The sequence below is a fragment of the Paraburkholderia agricolaris genome (assembly GCF_009455635.1).
GTDB lineage: Bacteria > Pseudomonadota > Gammaproteobacteria > Burkholderiales > Burkholderiaceae > Paraburkholderia > Paraburkholderia agricolaris.
Map to the genome: position 1 here is coordinate 205,697 of NZ_QPER01000001.1, position 20,700 is coordinate 226,396.

18 protein-coding genes and 1 tRNA gene are annotated in these 20,700 nt (G+C 62.5%); 15 read left to right on the forward strand and 4 right to left on the reverse strand.

From position 1 onward, the window contains the following. Positions 1-193 precede the first annotated feature (193 nt). Positions 194-1,072, reverse strand: a complete 879-nt coding sequence (gene rsmI, locus GH665_RS00880; RefSeq protein ID WP_153134294.1) for a 16S rRNA (cytidine(1402)-2'-O)-methyltransferase — start codon at positions 1,070-1,072, stop codon at positions 194-196. Between rsmI and GH665_RS00885 the strand changes: the two genes are divergently transcribed. The 5 genes from GH665_RS00885 (at position 1,071) to GH665_RS00905 (ending at position 3,577) form a co-directional block, all read left to right on the forward strand. Beyond that, positions 1,071-1,514 (forward strand): YraN family protein, encoded by a 444-nt coding sequence (locus GH665_RS00885; protein WP_153134295.1) that lies wholly within the window; start codon positions 1,071-1,073, stop codon positions 1,512-1,514. The genes rsmI and GH665_RS00885 overlap by 2 nt on opposite strands. 146 nt (positions 1,515-1,660) lie before the next feature. Beyond that, positions 1,661-2,248, forward strand: coding sequence for a phosphoheptose isomerase (locus GH665_RS00890; protein WP_153134296.1), 588 nt, complete (start codon positions 1,661-1,663; stop codon positions 2,246-2,248). Positions 2,249-2,274: 26 nt separating this feature from the next. Then, positions 2,275-3,066, forward strand: coding sequence for a BON domain-containing protein (locus tag GH665_RS00895; protein WP_153134297.1), 792 nt, complete (start codon positions 2,275-2,277; stop codon positions 3,064-3,066). 26 nt (positions 3,067-3,092) lie between these two features. Then, on the forward strand, positions 3,093-3,413 hold the full coding sequence (locus GH665_RS00900; RefSeq protein ID WP_425496044.1) for a c-type cytochrome: 321 nt from the start codon (positions 3,093-3,095) through the stop codon (positions 3,411-3,413). An 88-nt stretch (positions 3,414-3,501) separates the two neighbouring features. After that, positions 3,502-3,577: transfer RNA gene (locus GH665_RS00905), tRNA-Ala, on the forward strand. 145 nt (positions 3,578-3,722) lie between these two features. On the opposite strand, the gene GH665_RS00910 is transcribed toward GH665_RS00905, so the two are convergent. After that, positions 3,723-4,667, reverse strand: a complete 945-nt coding sequence (locus GH665_RS00910; RefSeq protein ID WP_425496027.1) for an AraC family transcriptional regulator — start codon at positions 4,665-4,667, stop codon at positions 3,723-3,725. Between the two features lie 186 nt (positions 4,668-4,853). Between GH665_RS00910 and GH665_RS00915 the strand changes: the two genes are divergently transcribed. Continuing rightward, on the forward strand, positions 4,854-5,315 hold the full coding sequence (locus GH665_RS00915; RefSeq protein ID WP_028197795.1) for a (2Fe-2S)-binding protein: 462 nt from the start codon (positions 4,854-4,856) through the stop codon (positions 5,313-5,315). 2 nt (positions 5,316-5,317) lie between these two features. After that, on the forward strand, positions 5,318-7,528 hold the full coding sequence (locus tag GH665_RS00920; RefSeq protein ID WP_153134300.1) for a xanthine dehydrogenase family protein molybdopterin-binding subunit: 2,211 nt from the start codon (positions 5,318-5,320) through the stop codon (positions 7,526-7,528). An 87-nt stretch (positions 7,529-7,615) separates the two neighbouring features. On the opposite strand, the gene GH665_RS00925 is transcribed toward GH665_RS00920, so the two are convergent. Continuing rightward, the gene (locus GH665_RS00925; RefSeq protein WP_153134301.1) at positions 7,616-9,346 is read right to left on the reverse strand and encodes a methyl-accepting chemotaxis protein; all 1,731 of its coding nucleotides are present in this window, start codon (positions 9,344-9,346) and stop codon (positions 7,616-7,618) included. A 463-nt stretch (positions 9,347-9,809) separates the two neighbouring features. Between GH665_RS00925 and GH665_RS00930 the strand changes: the two genes are divergently transcribed. From GH665_RS00930 to GH665_RS00965, 8 genes are all read left to right on the forward strand, one after another. After that, positions 9,810-10,382 (forward strand): TetR/AcrR family transcriptional regulator, encoded by a 573-nt coding sequence (locus GH665_RS00930; RefSeq protein WP_153134302.1) that lies wholly within the window; start codon positions 9,810-9,812, stop codon positions 10,380-10,382. Positions 10,383-10,448: 66 nt separating this feature from the next. Continuing rightward, the gene (locus GH665_RS00935) at positions 10,449-11,324 is read left to right on the forward strand and encodes an SDR family NAD(P)-dependent oxidoreductase (protein WP_153138156.1); all 876 of its coding nucleotides are present in this window, start codon (positions 10,449-10,451) and stop codon (positions 11,322-11,324) included. 46 nt (positions 11,325-11,370) lie between these two features. Beyond that, the gene (locus GH665_RS00940) at positions 11,371-11,541 is read left to right on the forward strand and encodes a hypothetical protein (protein WP_153134303.1); all 171 of its coding nucleotides are present in this window, start codon (positions 11,371-11,373) and stop codon (positions 11,539-11,541) included. Continuing rightward, on the forward strand, positions 11,538-12,239 hold the full coding sequence (locus GH665_RS00945) for an NAD(P)H-binding protein (protein WP_153134304.1): 702 nt from the start codon (positions 11,538-11,540) through the stop codon (positions 12,237-12,239). Before GH665_RS00940 ends, GH665_RS00945 begins: the two co-directional genes overlap by 4 nt. 206 nt (positions 12,240-12,445) lie before the next feature. Further along, complete coding sequence (locus GH665_RS00950; RefSeq protein ID WP_153134305.1) at positions 12,446-13,957, forward strand: sensor domain-containing diguanylate cyclase; 1,512 nt, start codon at positions 12,446-12,448, stop codon at positions 13,955-13,957. Positions 13,958-14,138: 181 nt separating this feature from the next. Next, the gene (locus tag GH665_RS00955; RefSeq protein WP_153134306.1) at positions 14,139-14,753 is read left to right on the forward strand and encodes a DUF2239 family protein; all 615 of its coding nucleotides are present in this window, start codon (positions 14,139-14,141) and stop codon (positions 14,751-14,753) included. A 420-nt stretch (positions 14,754-15,173) separates the two neighbouring features. Further along, complete coding sequence (locus GH665_RS00960; RefSeq protein WP_153134307.1) at positions 15,174-16,739, forward strand: methyl-accepting chemotaxis protein; 1,566 nt, start codon at positions 15,174-15,176, stop codon at positions 16,737-16,739. 207 nt (positions 16,740-16,946) lie between these two features. After that, positions 16,947-18,254 (forward strand): solute carrier family 23 protein, encoded by a 1,308-nt coding sequence (locus tag GH665_RS00965; protein WP_153134308.1) that lies wholly within the window; start codon positions 16,947-16,949, stop codon positions 18,252-18,254. Between the two features lie 687 nt (positions 18,255-18,941). Here GH665_RS00965 and GH665_RS00970 read toward each other — a convergent pair. Further along, a complete protein-coding gene (locus GH665_RS00970; protein WP_153134309.1) occupies positions 18,942-20,597 on the reverse strand; it encodes a Na+/H+ antiporter in 1,656 nt (551 codons plus the stop codon). Positions 20,598-20,700 lie beyond the last annotated feature (103 nt).

A 20,700-nucleotide genomic window follows, 5' to 3' on the forward strand; every position in this document is an offset into this window, starting at 1 on the left:
CAAGCGCATTCGTAACGGCTGGCTGCACGGCGGCAGCGCATGTTGTGTCAGCCGAAAGATGAAGGGCCGCATCGCGCGGCCCTTTTCTTTTGCTCATCGACGGCAGTTGAATGCATGCAGCCGTGGGAGCCCTGCGATCATGGTTCGCGCTGCGAGCCCGATTTGCCAGCGGACATTCCTTCCTTCTCCCGCCTTATCCCTCGTCTTTCTTCAGCGCTAACGCGCGCGTGTAGAGCGCGTTGCGCGACGCTCCGGTGAGGGTCGCTGCGATTTTTGCCGCGCTGCTCACCGTCAATTCTTCCAGCAGGATGCCCAGCAACGCGTCGTGATCGTGTTCGCCGACGGCTTCCGGCTGTGCGCCTTCCACCACCAGAACGAACTCACCGCGTTGCCGGTTCGGATCGGCGGCGAGCCACGCTGGCCCTTCGGCCAGGGTGCCGCGGTGCAGCGCTTCATGTAACTTCGTCAATTCGCGTGCGATCAGCAGCTTGCGTTCGCCGCCGAATGCGTCGGCCAATGCCTGCACCGTTTCGACGATCCGATGCGGCGCCTCGTAGAACACCATTGCATGAGGATGGTTCGCGAGCGGTTGCAGTGCGGCGGCGCGGGCTTTGGCCTTCGGCGGCAGGAAGCCGAGGAACGAGAACGTCGCGACCCAGTCGCCGGCCGCGCTCAAGGCGGTGGCGAGCGCGCTTGCGCCGGGCAGCGGAATCACCGGGAAACCGGCTTCGCGCACCGCGTCGACGAGTTTCGCGCCGGGGTCCGAGATGCCCGGCGTGCCCGCATCGGATACGTAGGCCACCCGTTCGCCCGCTTGCAGATGCTCGATCAGGCGCAGCGCCGCGGTCCGCTCGTTGTGCTGATGAACCGCGACGAGTGGTTTCGAGATGCCGTAGCGCGCGAGTAGCTGGCCTGTGTTGCGGGTGTCTTCGGCGGCGATGCGATCCACCAGTCCGAGTACATGCAACGCACGCAGCGTCACGTCGGCGATGTTGCCGATCGGCGTGGCCACCACATAAAGCGCGGCGGCAGGGTACTGCTGCCCTTGCGCGAGTTCGGAGAGAGGAGTCATGAGGCAGAAAACGCAGACAGACGGAACGAGGCCGCCATTGTGCCACCCAATCCAGCCGCACAACTTTTCGAGACCAACGGGGTCCAAACTCGTCGGCGCAGCTTTCGAAGCGCGTGCGATGGAGTTTTTGCAACGGCAGCGTTTGCGCTTCGTCGCGCGCAATGTGCTGTGCCGGGGCGGTGAGATCGATCTGGTGATGCGCGATCGTGACGGTGTGCTGGTGTTCGTCGAAGTTCGCGCGCGTGCGCAGCGGCATTACGGCGGTGCGGCCGCAAGCATCGGGTGGCAGAAGAAGCAGCGTATCGTGCGTGCTGCGCGGCATTATCTGGCTACCCGCTGCAGGCATTCGCACGATGAGCCTGCCTGCCGTTTCGACGTGATTGCGTTCGAAGCCGGCCGGCTCGTGTGGCTGCGCGATGCTTTTCGCGCGGACGAAGTCTGACGCAGTGCGCTGAGAATGCACGTGAGTGCGATAAACTTGCGCTCGCGTACGGGCCTGGCCGGTACGGCTCGCAATACGACTTCATAACACGACTTCACAACACGATCGCGCATTGCGGTCCATTCGCGGTAGAAAACAGAGACTCGATGTCAGTCGAACGCATTCAACAACACTTCCGCGACAGTGCGGCGGTCAAACTCGAAGCCCTCGAAACCCTGTCGATGCCGATTGCCGCTGCGATCGACACGCTGTTCGCCGCGTTGGCCAACGGCAGCCGCATTCTTGCGTGCGGCAACGGTGGCTCGGCGGCCGGCGCGCAACAATTCGCCGCCGAACTGATCGGCCGCTTCGAGCGCGAGCGCCCGGGCTTGCCCGCGATCGCGCTGAGTACCGATACGTCGGTGCTCACCGCCATCGCCAACGACTACTCATTCGAGCAGATTTTTTCGAAGCAGGTGTGGGCCCTTGGCCAGCCCGGCGATGCGCTGCTGGCGATCACCACGTCCGGTAGTTCCGCCAATGTGCTGGCTGCGATCGAGGCCGCGCACGAGCGTGAAATGATCGTGGTGGCGCTGACTGGCAAGGGCGGCGGCCGCATGCAGGAAGTGCTGGGCGATACCGATATCCATATTTGTGTGCCGTCCGATCGCACCGCGCGTATTCAGGAAGTGCATTTGCTGACCATCCATTGTCTGTGCGACGGCATCGATGCCATGTTGCTGGGCGAAGACTGAGATTGATTCCGAAGGAGAGCTAGTTGATGAGCGTATTCCGCGTCAAGAAGACACTGGTGAGAACCGTGCTGGTGGTTGGGTTCGCGGCGGGATTGTCCGCGACGTTGCAGGGTTGCTTTCTGGCCGTCGCCGGGGCGGCGGGCGGCGGCGCGCTGGTGGCAACCGACCGGCGCACGCTCGGCGCGCAGACCGAGGATCGTGAATTGCAGGTGAAGGCGCTGTCGCAGATCAGCCAGAACTTGCCCGACAACGCGCACGTCAACGTGACGGTGTTCAATCGCCGTGTGCTGCTGACGGGTGAGGTGGCCGGGGACGTGTCGAAGCAGCGGGCGGAGACCATCGTGCGTGGCTTGAATAACGTCAACACGATCGTTAACGAACTGGCGATCATGCCGGCCAGCTCGTTCTCGTCGCGTACCAATGACACGTACCTGGAAACGCGCGTCAAGACTGCGCTGATCGCCGAGAAGAACATTTCGGCGAACAACTTCAAGGTCGTGGCCGAGCGCGGCTCGGTGTATCTGATGGGCCTCGTCACCATGGACGAAGGCAATCGCGGCGCCGACGTTGCGAGCCGCGTGCCAGGCGTGGTGCAGGTTGTGAAGGTGTTCCAGTACATCCAGCCGCAGGAAGCGGCCGCGGCTGCCGCGGCGGCCAGCACGCCGGCAGTTGCTGCGCAGCCGGACGCGAATGCGCCGACCGTCGGTGCGATTCCTGACTCATCGGTGAGCGCGCGTCCGCTCGAGCAGCAGGCGCCGGCGCCGGTCAGCAATTCGAACTCGGTGCATCCGGGTAATCCGGCGGCGACGACACCATGAAGCGGCGCATTGCTTTCATTGCCGCGATGTTGACGGTTAGCGCATTGGGCAGCGCGCTTGCGTCTTCAGCGCATGCAGCCGATGCGCCGCGCGGTCAGATCGTTGCGAACTCGAATGCCTGCATGGGATGTCACGCGGTGGACCGCAAGCTGGTCGGCCCGTCGTTCCAGCAGATCGCTGCAAAGTACAAGGGTGATGCGCAGGCGCCGGCGAAATTGGCGCGCAAGGTGAAAGATGGCGGCTCCGGCGTGTGGGGCATGATTCCGATGCCCGCGCATCAATCGATGAGCGATGCGGATATCCGCACGGTAGTGGATTGGGTGCTGGCTGGCGCACCGTCCAAGTGATGTTTTGCCACGCGTTTTGCCGCCGGGTTTTACCCCCGCGGGGGCTTGGCAAAACGCAAAATGCCTGTGCTAGAATTGTTTGCACGTTGGGGGGGTAGCTCAGCTGGGAGAGCGTCGCGTTCGCAATGCGAAGGTCGGGAGTTCGATCCTCCTCCTCTCCACCAAAGATCACATCCAAGGTTGTCTACGAAAGTCCGGAAACCCCGCAGCCGAAAGGCTCGCGGGGTTTTTTATTTCCAGCGAAGCGCAAACGCATCCATCACCCCCGGAAGAGATGTCGTGAATGGATGTCGTGAACGCGACCCACCTCTACTCCCGAAACTCCACCCCATCCAAGCGCCTCAACTGCGCAATGTCGCGAAGCGGCGGCGCACCGAAGTGCCGGCTATATTCGCGACTGAACTGCGAGGGGCTGTCATACCCGACCCGGATCGCCACCGACCCGACATCTCCAGTCTGCCGGAGCAGCAATCTGCGGGCTTCGTGTAGCCGCAACTGCTTCTGATACTGCAGCGGAGTCAGCGTCGTGACGTTCTTGAAGTGATGATGGAGCGACGACACGCTCATGTTCACCGCCTGTGCCAGCGTCTCCATTCGCAAAAGCTCGGTGTAGTGCGTCTGGATCCACTCGATCGCCCGCGCGATCCGGTAGGTCTGACTCCCGTTCACCGCAACGTGCCGCAGCCGTTTTCCCTGCTCGCTCGTCATCAGCCGGTAGAGCAATTCCTTTTCGATGAGCGGTGCGAGTACGGGAATGTCACCCGGAGTATCGAGCAATCGTACTAGCCGCAATGCCGCGTCGAAAACCGGTGCCGACAACGAGCCCACGGCGATGCCTTCGCCTGCCGATGCGGCATCCGGTTCGGGCAGACGTAACTGCGTTGCCAGTTCGACGATGCGCTGTGGATCGAGTGTGAACTTCACGCACAGATAAGGCGCGTCGGGCGACGCCCGCGTCACCTGCGACATCACCGGCAGATCGACCGACGTCACGAGGCAATGCAGATGATCGTAGACGTACGCCTGCCCCGCGACCATGACCCGCTTGGCGCCCTGCGCCGCGAACACGAATGCGGAGCTCGTCACGCCGCAGCCGAGATCCACAGGCTGTGAGTAGCGATAGAACGTCAGCGACGGAATCGCCGTCTGGTGGGTGCCGTCGGTTGGCGCGAAGCGGCTGATGAGCGCGGCGAGTTCGCAGCGCGCCGCTTCGCGTGCTGCCGAAGGATCGAGCCGGGAAGAGTGCTGTTTCATGCGCATGGAAATCCGTGGACGGAATCGAGCATACCCAACTGCTGCCAGGCAAGCGCGGCCTGCCTGTTGGATTTGCAGCATTGTTCAATAAATTTGCAGGATTGTGTAAGCGCAACGGCAGGCGCCGGGTACACACTGCCGCGTACACCCGGCGCCAAGTCCGGGCTTTCCCCACGGAGAGGTTCCATGTCTACATCGTTTGTCCTCAACGGCAAGAACGTTACGGTCGATGCCGATCCCACCACGCCGCTCCTTTGGGCAATCCGCGAGGACGCGGGCCTGCACGGCACCAAGTTCGGCTGCGGCATGGCGCAATGCGGCGCCTGCACGGTTCATCTGGAAGGCGAGGCCACCCGTTCGTGCGTGCTGCCGATCGCGGCGATTGCCGGCAAGCGCATCACGACCATCGAAGGCATCGAAAGCCGGCCCGCCAAAGCTATCCAGGCCGCCTGGGTCAAGCTGCAGGTGCCGCAGTGCGGGTACTGTCAGTCCGGACAGATCATGTCCGCGACAGCCTTGCTCGAACATAATGCCACGCCCACTGACGCCGACATCGACGCCGCGATGAACGGCAACATCTGCCGCTGTGCTACCTATACCCGCATCCGCGCGGCCATCCACGAAGCCGCTGCCACCCTGAAGGCCTGACCATGACGACCGATCTCGATCTCAAGGATGCGGTACGCCCGTCGCGCCGGACCTTCCTGAAAGCAGCCGGCGCCGTCGCGGCAGTCGGTCTTACCATCGGCTTCGAATGGGCGGGCACGGGCCGCCGCGCGCTCGCCGCCACCATGCCCGACGCGACGTTCGCGCCCAATGCGTTCCTGCGCGTTGCGCCGGACAACAGCGTCACGGTCATCGCGAAGCACGTCGAGATGGGCCAGGGCGCGTACACCGGTATCGCAACGATCGTCGCGGAAGAGCTGGATGCGAACTGGCAGGACGTGCGTGTCGAAAGCGCGCCCGCCGATGCGAAGCGCTACGCGAATCTGGCGTTCGGCACGATCCAGGGTACGGGCGGCAGCTCGGCGATGGCCAACTCGTGGATGCAATTGCGCGAAGCCGGCGCGAAAGCGCGCGCGATGCTGGTCTCCGCCGCCGCCGCGCAGTGGCAGGTGCCCGCGTCCGAGCTGACAACGCGCGACGGCAGCGTTCATCACGCGGCCACTGACCGGACCGCGACCTACGGCTCGCTCGCGTCGGCCGCGGCCCGCTTGCCGGTGCCGGACACGGTCACGCTCAAGTCGCCGAAAGATTTTCGTTTGATCGGCCAGCAGTTGCCGCGCGTCGATGTGCCAGCGAAAACCAACGGCACCGCGCAGTTCACGCTCGACGTGACGTTCCCCGGCATGCTGGTGGCGCTGCTGCAGCGTCCGCCGCTCTTCGGTGCGACGGTCAAGTCATTCGATGCATCAGCCGCGAAAGCGGTGCCCGGCGTCGTCTCGGTCGTGCAGGTGCCGGGTGGCGTCGCGGTGGCCGCGAAGGGCTTCTGGGCGGCGAAGCAGGGCCGCGACGCGCTGAAGATCGAATGGGACGATTCGGCGGCCGAAAAGCGCAGCTCGGACGCGATCATGGCCGAATACCGGAAGCTCGCCGAGCAGCCCGGCGCATCCGCCCGCAAGGACGGCGATGCGACGCACGCAATCGCGGGCGCGGCGAAGAAAATCTCGGCCACGTATACGTTCCCGTACCTCGCTCACGCACCGATGGAGCCGCTCGACGCCGTCGTCAAGCTCACCGCCGACAGTTGCGAGATCTGGGCCGGCGACCAGTTTCAGACCGTCGACCAGGGCAACGCCGCGCGCACGGCCGGGCTCGATCCGCAGCAGGTGAAGATTCACACGCTGTATGCGGGCGGCAGCTTCGGGCGGCGCGCGAACACACGCTCGGACTATATCGTCGAGGCCGTGTCGATCGCGAAGGCGCTGGGTGCGAACGGCACGCCGGTCAAACTGCAGTGGACCCGTGAGGACGACATCCACGGTGGTCTCTACCGGCCGATGTACTTCCACAAGCTCGACGCGGGCCTCACCGCCGACGGCAAGCTGGTGGGCTGGCGGCACCGGATTGTCGGTCAGTCGATCCTCGCCGGCACGCCGTTCGCCAGCGTGATGGTCAAGAACGGGATCGACTCGACGTCTGTCGAAGGGGCCGCTAACGTTGCCTACGCGATTCCGAACATCTCGGTCGAACTGACGACTACGCAGACCGGTGTGCCCGTGTTGTGGTGGCGGGTGGTCGGCAGCTCGCACACGGCATTTGCGGTCGAGGCGTTCATCGACGAAGCCGCGCACGCGGCAGGCAAGGATCCGTTCGCTTTCCGCCGCGATCTGCTCGCGCATGAACCGCGCATGCGGGGCGTGCTCGAACTCGCCGCGCAGAAAGCGGGCTGGGACCCGGCCAAACCGTTGCCGAAAGGCCGCGGGCGCGGCATCGCGGTGGCCGAGGCGTTCAACACGTTTGTTGCGCAAGTCGCGGAGGTTTCCGTCGACAAGGACGGTAACGTGAAGGTGGAGCGCGTCGTCTGTGCGGTGGATTGCGGCACGCCGATCAATCCGGATGTTATCGCGGCACAGATGGAAGGCGGCATCGGCTTCGGCTTAGGCGCGGTGTTACACAGCGCGATTACGCTGAAGGACGGCAAGGTCGAGCAGAACAACTTCGACGGCTATCAGGTGCTGCGGTTCGCCGAGATGCCCAAGGTTGAGGTGCATATCGTGCAGTCTGGCGAAGCACCGACGGGTGTCGGCGAGCCGGGTGTCGCCCCGGTCGGGCCGGCGGTGGCGAACGCGATCTTCGCCGCCACCGGCAGGCGGATTCAGTCGCTGCCGTTTCCTGCCGCTGCAGAAAAAAGCGCCTGACCGGCCGGCGCGAAGACGACGCGCCGAGTCGTGATGAACTGCGCTTCCCGCGTGCTTGTCATGCGGGAAGCGCGGTACTTTCATGAATCAGAACTTATCCCACCCGTCATCCGCACCCACAGTAGCAAGCGCGGCAACCGGTGCAATCGGTGCAACTGACGCAGCCCGCACAACGCGCTTAGGGGCAACCGCAACCTCGCGCCGCGGCGCTTCCCGCCGAACCGGCGCAGCCGCTGCAGTCGCTACCGTGTGCGGCGCGTCCTTCACCTGAAAAAACGCCACGGCTTCATTCAATTGCTGCCCCTGGTCTTCCATCGACCGCGAAGCCGCCGCGGCCTCTTCCACCAGCGCTGCATTCTGCTGCGTGACGTTGTCCATCTGGGTAATCGCGAGATTGACCTGTTCGATCCCACGGCTCTGTTCAACGGATGCCGCTGCAATCTCCGACATGATGTCGGTCACGCGCGCCACCGCCTGAGTCACTTCGGCCATCGTCTTGCCCGCTTCGCCGGCAAGCGCCGAGCCATCGCGGATCCTGTCCACCGAGGTGGCGATCAGATCCTTGATCTCCTTTGCCGCGCTCGATGAACGTTGCGCGAGGCTTCTGACTTCGCTTGCGACCACCGCGAAACCCCGCCCTTGTTCGCCCGCCCGCGCGGCTTCGACGGCCGCGTTCAGCGCGAGGATGTTCGTCTGGAACGCAATGCCTTCGATGATGCCCGTGATGTCCGCGATCTTGGTCGAGCTGTCGCTGATCTCGTGCATCGTGCTCACCACCTGACCGACCACCTCGCTACCCTTTTGCGCCACCGACGATGCATTCGCCGCCAGCGTGCTGCCTTGCTGCGCGTTGTCGGCATTCTGCTTAACGGTGGAGGTGAGTTCCTCCATGCTCGAAGCGGTCTCCTGCAACGACGCGGCCTGCTGCTCGGTACGCTGACTCAGATCCATATTGCCCGCCGCAATCTGGCGCGCCGCGCCGGCGATGCTGGTGCTGCTGTCACGCACGCGTCCGACGATCGCCGTCAGCCGTTCGTTCATCTCGCGCAGGGCGCTCAGCAGCTTGCTGGTTTCGTCGCGGCCGTCGACGGTGATCTGCGTGCGCAGATCGCCTTCCGATACGGTGCGCGCGACATCGATCGCAAAACGCAGCGGTCCGGTCACGGCGCGCGTGATCATCACGCACGAGCCGACGGCGAGCCCCAGCGCGATGAGGCAGATCGCGATCAGCATGTTGCGCTGGCTTTCGTAGTGCGCCGTGTATTCGTTGACCAGTTGTTCCTGGCGTGAACGTGTGTAGTCGGCATACGCATCGGTCGCGCGAATCAGCTTGGCGAGCAGCGGGCGGCAATGCGTATCCATCTCGACGATCGCCTCGTCTTTCTTGTTGGTGAGCGCAAGATTGACGATGTTGAGGGCCACCGGACCATAATCCGCTTCGACCCGGCTGATCTCCGCGACGAGGCTGCGTGCTTTATCCGACGTATCGGTCGCGTTCGCGGTCATGTCGTTGAGCTTTTTCAGGTCGGCTGCCACGTCTTCGTGCGCGCGTGTCACATCGGCTTTTTCTATTTCGAGGTCCTGAGGGGTGGTGACAAGCACAAGGTTGCGTGCCGCGATCGCCCTGCGGTCGACGGCGGTTCGAACCTGCACGACCATGTCGGCGCGTGCGTTGATGCCATGTACAAAGTTGGTAAACCCATCGGTCGAATCGCTTAGCGCTTTCAGGGAAAGGCCGGAAACCGCGACGACAATGAGCGACAGCATGCCGAAGCCGCCGATGAGTTTGGTCTTGATGGTGAGGTTTTTTAATGACACGTTTTTTCTCCAATAACGAAACGTTGAAGTGTTCGTAATGGACTCTCAGGTCCGAGCATGGGAGCGTCTATCTGACTGCCGTTCATGCCGGCAGCCCCGCGCGGTTTCTCCTTTGTGCCTCCCATAAGACGCCTCACGAAAGCGCGTCGAACGTCGGGCAACAAATGGGTATCCCATTTACCGGTTATCGGACCGGATTCTCATGACCTGAAGGAATTGCGGGTATTCCTCTACTAAATTTGCATGCGATGCACGAAGAACGGGCCTTCTTGCATGGTTTTAAGTGTATTTAGGCATGTGATGAAAACATTAATCTTTCATTATCATTTCATTTGCAGACGTATCCCATTGAAGCAATGGAGGTCTGGTCAGCAGCAAGCAACAAAAATAACTTGAACCGGCGAGCTGCCCTGGATATGATTGAGCAATCACTCATTTATTATTTGTAGCCAGAACAGCCCGTATGGCCCGTCCGAAAAGCGAAGACAAACGCAACGCCATCCTTGCCGCCGCCACGGAGATTGTTGCCGAGCAGGGCCCGGGCGCGCCCACTGCGCGCATTGCGAAACTCGCGGGCGTGGCGGAAGGCACGTTGTTCACTTACTTCGACAACAAGGATGAGTTGCTGAACGAGCTCTACCTGGACATCAAGGCGGACCTGCGCGACGTGATGATGACGACTTACCCGAAGCAAGCCAGCGTGCACGATCGCATGCAGCATGTGTGGAACAAGTTTGTCGACTGGGGCGTGGCCCAGCCACAAAAGCGCCGGGCCATGGCGCAACTGACCGTGTCGGAGCGGTTGAGCGATTGCACGCGTGCAACGGGTATGGAGTCCTTCGCGGACATCAATGCAATGATTCAGGCAAGCGTGACGAGCGGCGCTTTGCGTGATCATCCGCCGGCTTTCCTGTCGGCGATCATGGGGGCGTTGGCCGAAACCACCATGGATTTCATCGCTCGCGAACCGGCTGACGCTGACCGTTATCGCAAGGCCGGCTTTGAAGCGTTCTGGCACGCGATTGCCCAAGACTAAATTTTTCTGATTTTTTTGTCTAATTAATGAGTGATTGCTTGCTCATTTAAATTCAAGGAGCACATGATGTCGAAGGTCTGGTTGGTTACTGGAAGTGCCCGTGGGCTTGGGCGTGAAATTGTCGAGGCAGCGTTGCGCGCCGGTGAGCGCGTCGTGGCGACAGCGCGCGATCCGCGTCAGTTGGCGGAGTTGCTGACGCGCTATGGCGAACAGGTTCGAGCCGTTGCGCTAGACGTGACGGATCCGGCGGCGGCCCGCCACGCGGTGCAAGCCGCTATCGATGCATTCGGCCGGCTCGACGTGGTCGTGAATAATGCGGGCTTCGGCCACCTGTCGCCGTTCGAGCAAACCACCGAGGACGATTTCCGCGCGCAGATCGACACCAACTTCTATGGTGTGGTGAACGTCACGCGTGCGGCTTTGCCGGTGATGCGGGAACAGCGAGCCGGCCACATCATCCAGATTTCGTCGGTGGGCGGCCGGGTGGGCATTGCCGGATTGAGTGCGTATCAGGCTGCCAAATGGGCGGTCGGCGGGTTCACCGAGGTGATCAGTCAGGAGCTTGCGCCGTTCGGTGTCCACGTGACGGCTCTCGAACCCGGTGGCATGAAAACCGACTGGGGCACGGAGGCGAGCGGTGCGATGCCGACCTTGCTGCCGGACTATGTGCTGTCGATCGGCGCGGTGGTGGAGATGTTGTCCCAGCATATTGGTCATGAAGCCGGCGATCCCGCGAAGGTTGCACAAGTCGTGCTGAAGCTCGCGTATCACGATTCATTGCCGGCGCATCTCCTGCTCGGTACCGACGCGTTGCATTACGCAGGCGAAGGCGACAAGGCGCGCGCCGCGAGCGGCGAAGCCTGGCGAGCGGTCAGCGCCGCGACCGATTTTTCCGCACCGTCGCCGCTGCCGCCGTTTCCCGCTGCGCCGGCGAAAGCCTGAACACTGAGCGGGCAGCTCAGCTCAAGGTCACCTGAGGACGAACGACATGGCAAACTGGACCACGCGGGACATTGCGCGTCAGATCGGCCGGCCGCCGGGTGACGCTCAACTCGCCCGCAACGCGCAGGACAAAGCAGTCGCCGCGCGCTTGCGGGATATCTCCGAAGGACGTTTCAACGTGCGCTGGCCGAGCGCGATCATGGAGCACGCATCATGAAGGTTCTGATATTCGGCGCGACCGGCATGGTCGGGCAGGGCGTCTTGCGCGAATGCCTGCGCGCACAAGACGTCGAGGTGGTTCAGACGGTTGGCCGCACCGGCACCGGCCAGCTCGACCCGCGCCTCGTCGAACTGATTCAGCCGGACCTGATGGACTACCGGGCAGTTGAGGGCGCGTTGACGGGCTTCGACGCGTGCTTTTTCTGTTTGGGTGTATCGTCCGCGGGCATGCAGGAGGCCGACTATGCACGGCTCACTTATGACCTGACGCTGGCCGCCGCGCAAACCCTGGCCCGCCTCAATCCGCAGATGACCTTTGTCTATGTGTCCGGTGCGGGCACCGACAGCACTGAACGCGGCCGCAGCATGTGGGCGCGGGTCAAGGGAAAAACCGAGAACGCGCTGCAGCGACTGCCGTTCAAAGGGGTCTACCTGTTTCGCCCCGGCGTGATCGAACCGCTGAACGGCGCCCGTTCGAAGACCCGCTCGTACCGGCTGTTCTACGCAGCAGCCAGGTTTGTCCTGCCGATCCTGCGCGCGCTTTTCCCCAACCATATTCTGAGTACTGTAGACATTGGCCAGGCGATGCTGGAGGTTGCCCGTCGTGGCGCGCCCAAAGCGGTGCTCGAGGTCGCCGACATCCGTGCACTCAGCCGCGCGGCATCCCAGCCTGAGCTCGATTTACGTGCGGGATGAGCGTTGGGGTGACGTAGACGCGTTAATTCCGGCGGCTTGTCAGGGCCGTTCTCGTCAGAAGCCCTTGCCTAGCCTGCCAAAAACCCCCCTTTTCCCTCATTTGACGCGCCTCAGCCTCTGGTAGGCTACTGTTTCAGAGGACGCGCCTTCCTGGCGCGGCCAATTTCTCACGCGCGTAGGCCAGCGCAGGCTCGAACGAAAAGCTCATGGTGACGCGCCGACCCAACATCGTGATTGCTATCAGCATCGTGCTGGCCAGCGCGATTCTCGCGATTGCGGTGTGGGTATTGGCGCAGATGCGCGATGACGCATTGCGCCGCGCGCAGGATTCCGTCTTCAATGTTTCGCTGCTGGTCGAACGCGACGTGTCGCGCAATCTCGAGATCTACGACCTGTCGCTGCGGGCCGTCATCGACGGCCTGAAACAGCCCGGCGTGCTGGAATTGCCGCCGAAGATCCGCCAGATGGTGCTGTTCGACGGCGCTGCCAGCGCAAAAGACCTCGGTTCGCTTCTCGTCCTCGACCCCGCTGGCAACATCATCTTCGATTCGCAATCCACGCCTCCGCGTCGAATCAATCTTGCCGAGCGCGACTATTTTCAGGTTCAGCGCGATTCGCCCAATGTCGGGCTGTATGTCAGCCATCCGTTTGTGCCCAAGGTGACCGGCAAGGACGTGAGTATCGCGCTGAGCCGTCGCATCACGCGGCCGGACGGCAGCTTTGGCGGCGTAGTGGTCGGCACGATGCGGCTAACGTACTTCAGGCACCTGTTCGCCGGCATGAATCTCGGCCCGGGCGGTTCGATGGCGCTAATGCTGAGCGACGGCACGATGCTGATGCGGCGCCCATACGATCCCAACATCATTGGCCGGGGGCTGGTCGGCACCTCGAACTATTCGCGCTTTCTCCAGGAGCCGAGCGGCGATTTCTTCGGCACGGCGGCGATCGACGGTGTCGAGCGCTGGTACGCGTTCCGCCATATCGATATGTACCCGCTGATTCTCGACGTGGCGCTCTCCACGCACGATATCTACGTGGAGTGGCGGCGGCGCGCGTGGATCATCGGCACGCTGATCGCGGCGCTCGACGTGGCGATCATTGCGCTCGCCATCCTGTTCTCGCAGCAACTGCGGCAGCGCCGCGCGGCCGAAGAAGAACTGCGCGTGCTGGCGCGCACCGACGGGCTGACCGGTCTGAACAATCGCCGCACTTTCGAGGAACACGCAGAGGAGGAGTGGCGGCGCGCGCAACGTAACGGCTGGCCGTTGTCGATGCTGCTGATCGACGTCGACACGTTCAAAGGCTTCAACGATCTATACGGTCACTCGGCCGGCGATGACGCGCTCACTGCCGTGGCACGCTGCATCGGGCAGAACGTGCGGCGCCCGGGCGATACTGCGGCGCGCTACGGCGGTGAAGAGTTTGCTGTGCTGCTGCCTGATACAAACGAAGCCGCAGCGGCGGGTATCGCCGAGAAAATTCGCGCCGCGGTTCAGGCGCTCGAGCTTCGCCATGTCGCGAGTTCGCACCATGTGTTGACCATCAGCGTCGGCATTGCGTGCAGCAGCAACCAGGTATTCGCGACGAGCCGCGCGCTCGTCGATGCCGCGGACGAGGCGCTCTACGAGGCCAAGGACGCCGGCCGTAACCGCGTGCTGTGCTATCCGGTTCCGGCGCGGGCGGATCGGCACAGCGACGTGATGTCACCGGCGCGGTGAGGCAGCGTCATTTCACCGGTGTGCCGGTCGACGGAGCACGTCGAGTTCGAGCGGCAGGCCGGCGCTGACTAGCGCATGCCAAATCGCGCGCGCGATTTGGAGTGATTTTACCCGGGTAAATTATTGCGTTTAATTTATACCCGGGTATAATTCGACAAATTCATTTTTCCTGGAGTTTGTCATGACCCCCCATCCTGCTATCTGCATCGCCTTCGAGGGGCACCGCCGTATCGCCTCGGGCACACCGCCCGAGGTGGCGCTTGCTGTGCGAGAGGTGCTGGCGCGCGGCGAACAGGCGCCTGTGCTGATTTTCGACACCGTCACGAGTCGCCCGGTCGAATTTGATTTGCGCGGCACGCCTGAGGAGATTCTTGCCCGGCTGGCAAGCCAGGCGCCCATCGGGCAGTCCGCGCCAACCGCCGACGCGGGAGAAGACGACACCCCGCGTGGCCGTGGCCGGCCCAAGCTTGGTGTGGTGGCGAGGGAGGTCACGCTGCTGCCGCGTCATTGGGACTGGCTCAACGGGCAATCGGGGGGCGCTTCGGTTGCGTTGCGCAAACTGGTTGAAGCGGCGCGGCTGGCGGGCGAAGACAAGGACCGCAAACGTGCGGCGCAAGAAGCGGTGTATCGCTTCATGACCGCGCTCGCCGGCAATCTGCCTGCTTACGAAGATGCCACGCGCGCACTCTACGCCGACGATCAGGTGCGTTTTGACGATATCGTCGCCGCGTGGCCAGAGGATGTGCGTGACCACACACTCTGTCTTGCCGCTGATGCATTCGTCAGGCATCCGTAGATTCGAACGCGCACGGATGGGTGCATGGCTAACGATACGTGCAGACGAAATGCAGGCAAAAAAAAGCCGCTCACGCTGGGGAGCGTGAGCGGAAAGTCGGAGAGTTACAACAACATCGCGTGCGCTCATGGGGGCGAACGCAGCAAAGAAAGTCTAAGGGTTGAGCCCCCTTCCATATATCAGACAAATCCCAATCGCGAGCCCGCTGCGCGATGCGCATGGCGCAGCGATCCGGCCCCGTGCGCCGGTCATTGCTTACATCATCCTGTCTCGGTTATTCCCGCCATTTATCGTGTCAAGTCTCTGTTATGGGCGCCGTAAAAGAGGTGAGAGCGTCGCCACGTATCCGGAAAAACGCGAAATGTTTCGCGGTGGCATGAAGGCGCGAATGTCCCCCAAGGACTTATGAAGGATGGTGAGATGAAGTGGTTCGACCGCATGACCGTATTCAGGAAACTGCTGTTGGCGTTTGCCGTTGTGATCGGGTTTTGTCTCGTGATCGGCGGGACTTCGCTGAAGACGCTGTCGTCGATGCATGACATTACCAAGGCCATCTGCGACCAGCATATGAATGGCCTCTACTGGATGGAAGAGGCGAACCGCCACAAGATCGATTCCGATCTTGCCGCCGCGAACCTCGGCTATGCAGCCGACGATGCCGGTCGTCAAAAGTTGAAGGACGGCATCGTCGCATCGCTCAGGGAGATGCACGCGGCCTATGACCAGTATCGCCCTACGATCGCGACCAGCAAGGGCCAGGAAATGTTCGACGACGTGTTGCGCAAGTCGGCCGTCTGGGAAGGCATCGTGCATCAGCAGATCGGGCTTGAACCGATTCCGGCCGGCGTCGACAGCAACGAACTCGTGCGTCGCGCGATTGCGTCGAGCGAGGCGCTGCGCGATCGCATTACAGCGCTGATCGACTATCGCCGTCAGCAAGCCACCGAAGCTCAACAGGAGGCGAGTGCGGATTATCGGCACATGCGCATCGTGATGCTTGCGCTGGTGCTGAGCGCGATCGCGGCGGGCGCCTTGCTCGCGACGGTGATCGCGCGGCGGCTCGCGCGTCAACTCGGCGGCGAACCCGACTACGCGATGCACATCGCCAATCGTATCGCCGATGGCGACCTGAGCGTGCGCGTCGACACGCGTGCGGGCGACACCGACAGCATGCTGTTCGCACTGCGCAACATGCGCGAGCGGCTGGCGGGCATCGTCTCGGGTATCAGCGAATCGAGCGAGTCGATCCTGATGGCCTCGGGCGAGATCGCGCAGGGCAACACCGACCTGTCGCAACGCACCGAAGAGCAGGCGGCCGCCTTGCAGCAAACCGCGTCGAGCATGCAGGAACTGACGTCGACGGTGAAGATGAATGCCGAGAACGCGCAGCAGGCGGGGGGCGTCGCGCATGGTGCTTCGGAAGTGGCGGCGCGTGGCAGCAGCCTGGTCGGCGACGTGGTCGAAACGATGCGCGAGTTGGCGGCGGGTTCGAAGCGCATGACCGACATCATTGCGGTGATCGAAGGCATCGCGTTCCAGACCAATATTCTCGCGCTGAACGCGGCGGTCGAAGCGGCGCGCGCGGGCGAACAGGGCCGTGGTTTTGCGGTGGTGGCGGGGGAAGTGCGGTCATTGGCGCAACGCAGCGCGGTGTCGGCCAAAGAGATCAAGGAACTGATCGAAAGCTCGACGGCGCGCGTGGGCAGCGGCGCCGAACTGGCCGAGCGGGCCGGTCGAACGATGGCCGAAGTCACGCATGCGGTGCAGCGCGTGACTGACATCATGGGCGAGATTTCGTCGGCGTCGCAGGAGCAGAGTACCGGCATCGAGGAAGTGAATCGCGCCGTCGCGCAGATGGACGACGTGACCCAGCAGAACGCTGCGCTGGTCGAACAGGCCGCGGCCGCGGCGGCGTCGATGGCGGATCAGGCGAGGCAGTTGCAGGCGGCGGTCACGGTGTTCTCGCTGGACGCGCGGCACGGCTGATTCACGTGATGATTTTCTGAGGCGCGGTCTTCATGCCGTGTCCGTCACGCGCGATCGTGGCGTTCGTCATGCCCATGCGCGCGCCGGACTGGCCTATTTTGCCGCCCTTGCCAGGCCTGATTGCTCTCCGTACACTCGCGCGTAATTCACCGACGGCGCATATCCCGGCGCCGTCCACCATAACGCCGACAGAGGAGAACCCCCACCATGGCCGATTCTTACTTCCCACGCTGGCGTGTCCAGCCGAACGCGGCCGAGGGCCGCATTGTCGGCACTGACGAGCGGCTCGCGTGGCCGCAGATGTTGGCGATGGGCATTCAGCACGTTGTCGCGATGTTCGGTTCGACCGTGCTTGCGCCGTTGCTGATGGGCTTCGATCCGAATCTGTGCATCTTCATGTCGGGGATCGGCACGTTGCTGTTCTTCGTGCTGGTGGGTGGGCGCATACCGAGCTATCTCGGTTCGAGTTTCGCGTTCATCGGTCTGGTGATCGCCGTGACGGGGTATGGCGGGCACGGTCCGAACCTGAACATTCCGGTCGCGTTGGGCGGGATCATTGCGTGCGGGGCCGTGTACGCGGTCATTGGTCTGATCGTGTCGGCGATCGGCACGAAGTGGATTGAAACGTTGATGCCGCCGGTCGTGACTGGGGCGATCGTCTGCGTGATCGGGTTGAATCTTGCGCCGATCGCGGTGCATGGCGTGAGCGGCAGCAACTTCGATTCGTGGATGGCGCTGGTGACGGTGCTGTGCGTTGGCGCGGTTGCGGTGTTTGCGCGTGGCATGCTGCAGCGATTGTTGATTCTGGTGGGATTGCTGATGGCGTATGTGATTTACGCGATCGTCACGAATGGCCTCGGCATGGGTAAGCCGATCGACTTCGCGATTGTGGCGAACGCAGCGTGGTTTGGGATGCCGCACTTTACTGCGCCGGTTTTCGACATGCGGGCGATGACTTTGCTTGCACCGATTGCGGTGATTCTTGTTGCTGAGAATCTTGGGCACATCAAGGCGGTGAGCGCGATGACGGGGCAGAACCTCGATCGTTATGTCGGCCGCGCATTTCTCGGCGACGGACTGGCGACGATGCTGTCGGGTTTTGCCGGCGGCACTGGGGTGACGACGTATGCCGAGAATATTGGCGTGATGGCCGTGACCAAGATTTATTCGACGCTGGTGTTTGTGATTGCTGCGGTGATTGCTCTTGTGCTTGGGTTCTCGCCGAAGTTTGGCGCGGTGATCCAGACCATTCCCGGACCTGTTCTGGGTGGAGTGTCGATTGTTGTGTTTGGGTTGATTGCCGTGACCGGTGCACGGATCTGGGTCGTCAATAAGGTGGATTTTTCCGACAATCGGAATCTGATTGTCGCGGCGGTGACGCTTGTGCTTGGGGCTGGGGATTTTTCTTTGAAGCTTGGCGGTTTTGGGTTGGGGGGGATTGGGACTGCGACCTTTGGGGCGATTATTCTTTACGCTCTTTTGAGGAGGAAGCCGGCGCAAGGGCCGGTGGCTTGAAGGTTTTGGGTTTTGGTTTTGGCCGTTCGGCGGTTTTTGTTTGGTTGTGCTTGTGTGGCCTTTGGCCTTTCCTTGCTGTGTTAGTGGTCTATTAGCGTTGCCCCTGTGCGGGGCGGCACCTACTTCTCTTTGCCGCCGCAAAGAGAAGTAGGCAAGAGAAAGCGGCTCAAACCGCTAATTCTTAAGCGGGTCCCCCGCACAGTAGCGGTAGTGGTGCATCTGGAATCTGTCTCCTCGCACATTCGGCCTCAGTGACAAAGGAGTCATACCTCCGGCGGCGCTGCGCGCGCCGATACCCTGTTCATAAAACCACTCTCCAACTTTTTTGCTCCCGCTGCGCGAGCAGAGCCCTTGGTTTCCCTGCCATACCCGTCCGCGACGCACGCAGTGCGGAGTGGGAGCTGATGAGCCCTTTGTCAACGGCGCGGAGTGTGCGGGGGCACGGATTCCAGATGCACCACTACCGCTACTGCGCGGGGGACCCGCTTAAGAATTAGCGGTTTGGGCCGCTTTCTCTTGCCTACTTCTCTTTGCGGCGGCAAAGAGAAGTAGGTGCCGCCCCGCACAGGGGCAACGCTAATAGACCACTAACAAAGCAAGGAAAGGCCAAAAGCCCAACAACAGACCCAAAGACCAAACCACGAACACAGCAAGAAAAGGCCAAAGGCCAAAACCAAACCTAAACCCTCATTTCCTCCGCACAGTAAGTGCGGTCTCAGCAAGATCCACCTCCCGCATGAGCTTATTCAAAGTCTCATCATTAATCTCCTGAGAACTCCGCAGCGCAAGCAGCGCCTTCCTCTCCGCCCGCATAGCCGCCAACTTCATCCGGAACTCCAGCGCATCGGCGCGGCGCGCCATCTCCCGTGGCTCCTGCTCCTCGTCGAGCGTCGCAAGCCGCCGTCGATACACATCCATCACCCTCGCGGTGACATCCGCGGCATACGCGGATGCCGACTCATCGAGATCCGCGCACTCGGTATCGTGCACCTCATCGACAGCACGGATCGCCGCCTGTGCCGCCGTCGTGCGTGCCATCGCCTCCTCCGCAGCGTGCGGATCCTTGCCGCGCCGCCAACCTCGCAACAACAGCGGCAACGCCACCACCGCCACCAGCAGCGATAAAAGTATCACCCCCGACGCAATGAAAATCGCCAGATCCCGCCCCGGCAGCGGCGCGCCGCCAGGCAACACCTCAGGCAGCGACAACACGCCCGCCAGCGTCACCGCGCCACGTACGCCGGCCACCGTCGTCACGGTCACCGTGCGCAAACCAGGCACGGCGTTCGCCACGCCGTGCCTGGCCGCGCCGCGGCTCGCGAACCAGCGCAACAGCCATACCCACACGAAGCGCATCGCGTACAGCGCCGCCGCCACCGCAGCAATGTAGCCAATCAGCAAACCCACCTGCGCGTCGCTGGTCTCGTGCGCGTCGAGCAGCGCACGGCCAAGAATGTGCGGGAACTGCAGCCCCAGCAGAATGAACACCATGCCGTTGAAGACGAACTCGATCATCGTCCACGTACTGCTCGCCCGCACGCGCGACGACACCGGCCCGACGTTCACTATGCTCGCGTAATTCATCATCATGCCGGCCGCGACCGCAGCTAGAATGCCCGACAATTCGAAACGCTCGGCAATCAGATACGCAGCAAACGGAATCAGCAGTGTCATCACGACGCCCGGCGCCGGATCGCCCTCTTCGTTAAGACTCAGAAAGCGCGCCGATACAAAGCTGAACGCCCAACTCACCGCGGCTCCCGTCGCCAGCCCCCCCACCGCGATGATCACGAAGCTGATCGACGCGTCGCGCAACGAAAACACACCGGTCAGCGCCGCGGCAATCGCGAACTTCAACGCGACCAGGCCCGACGCGTCGTTCATCAACGCCTCGCCTTCAAGGATATGCATCAGCCGCCCGGGAATCCTGCCCTTGCCGGCGATACCGCTGAGCGCCACCGCATCGGTCGGCGACAGCACCGCAGCAAGCGCGAAGGCGACCGGCAGCGAGATCGACGGCACCAGCGCATGCACGAAGTAGCCGACGGCCAGCACCGTCATGAAAACCAGGCCGAGTGCCAGCATCAGAATCGAACGGCGCGCCATGAATAATTCGCGCTTGGGAATGCGCCATCCATCCGCGAACAGCAGCGGCGGAATAAACAGCATCATGAAAATTTCCGGATCGAAGGTGACGTGCAGTCCGAGCCTCGGCCACGCGAGCAAAGCGCCGATCGCGATCTGAACGAGCGGCAATGGCAACGCAATCGGCAGCATCCGGATAACGACGCCGGATGCGGAGACGGCGAGCAAAAGAATCAGTACGGTAAAGACAATATCCATCGGTCTATTTCTGGAGATATAGCGGTGCTGCCCCGGCGAATCCTGGCGATGTCGCCGCAACCCGGCCACGAGGCGTGCGTAAGGCGTAAGGCCGAAGTTTAGC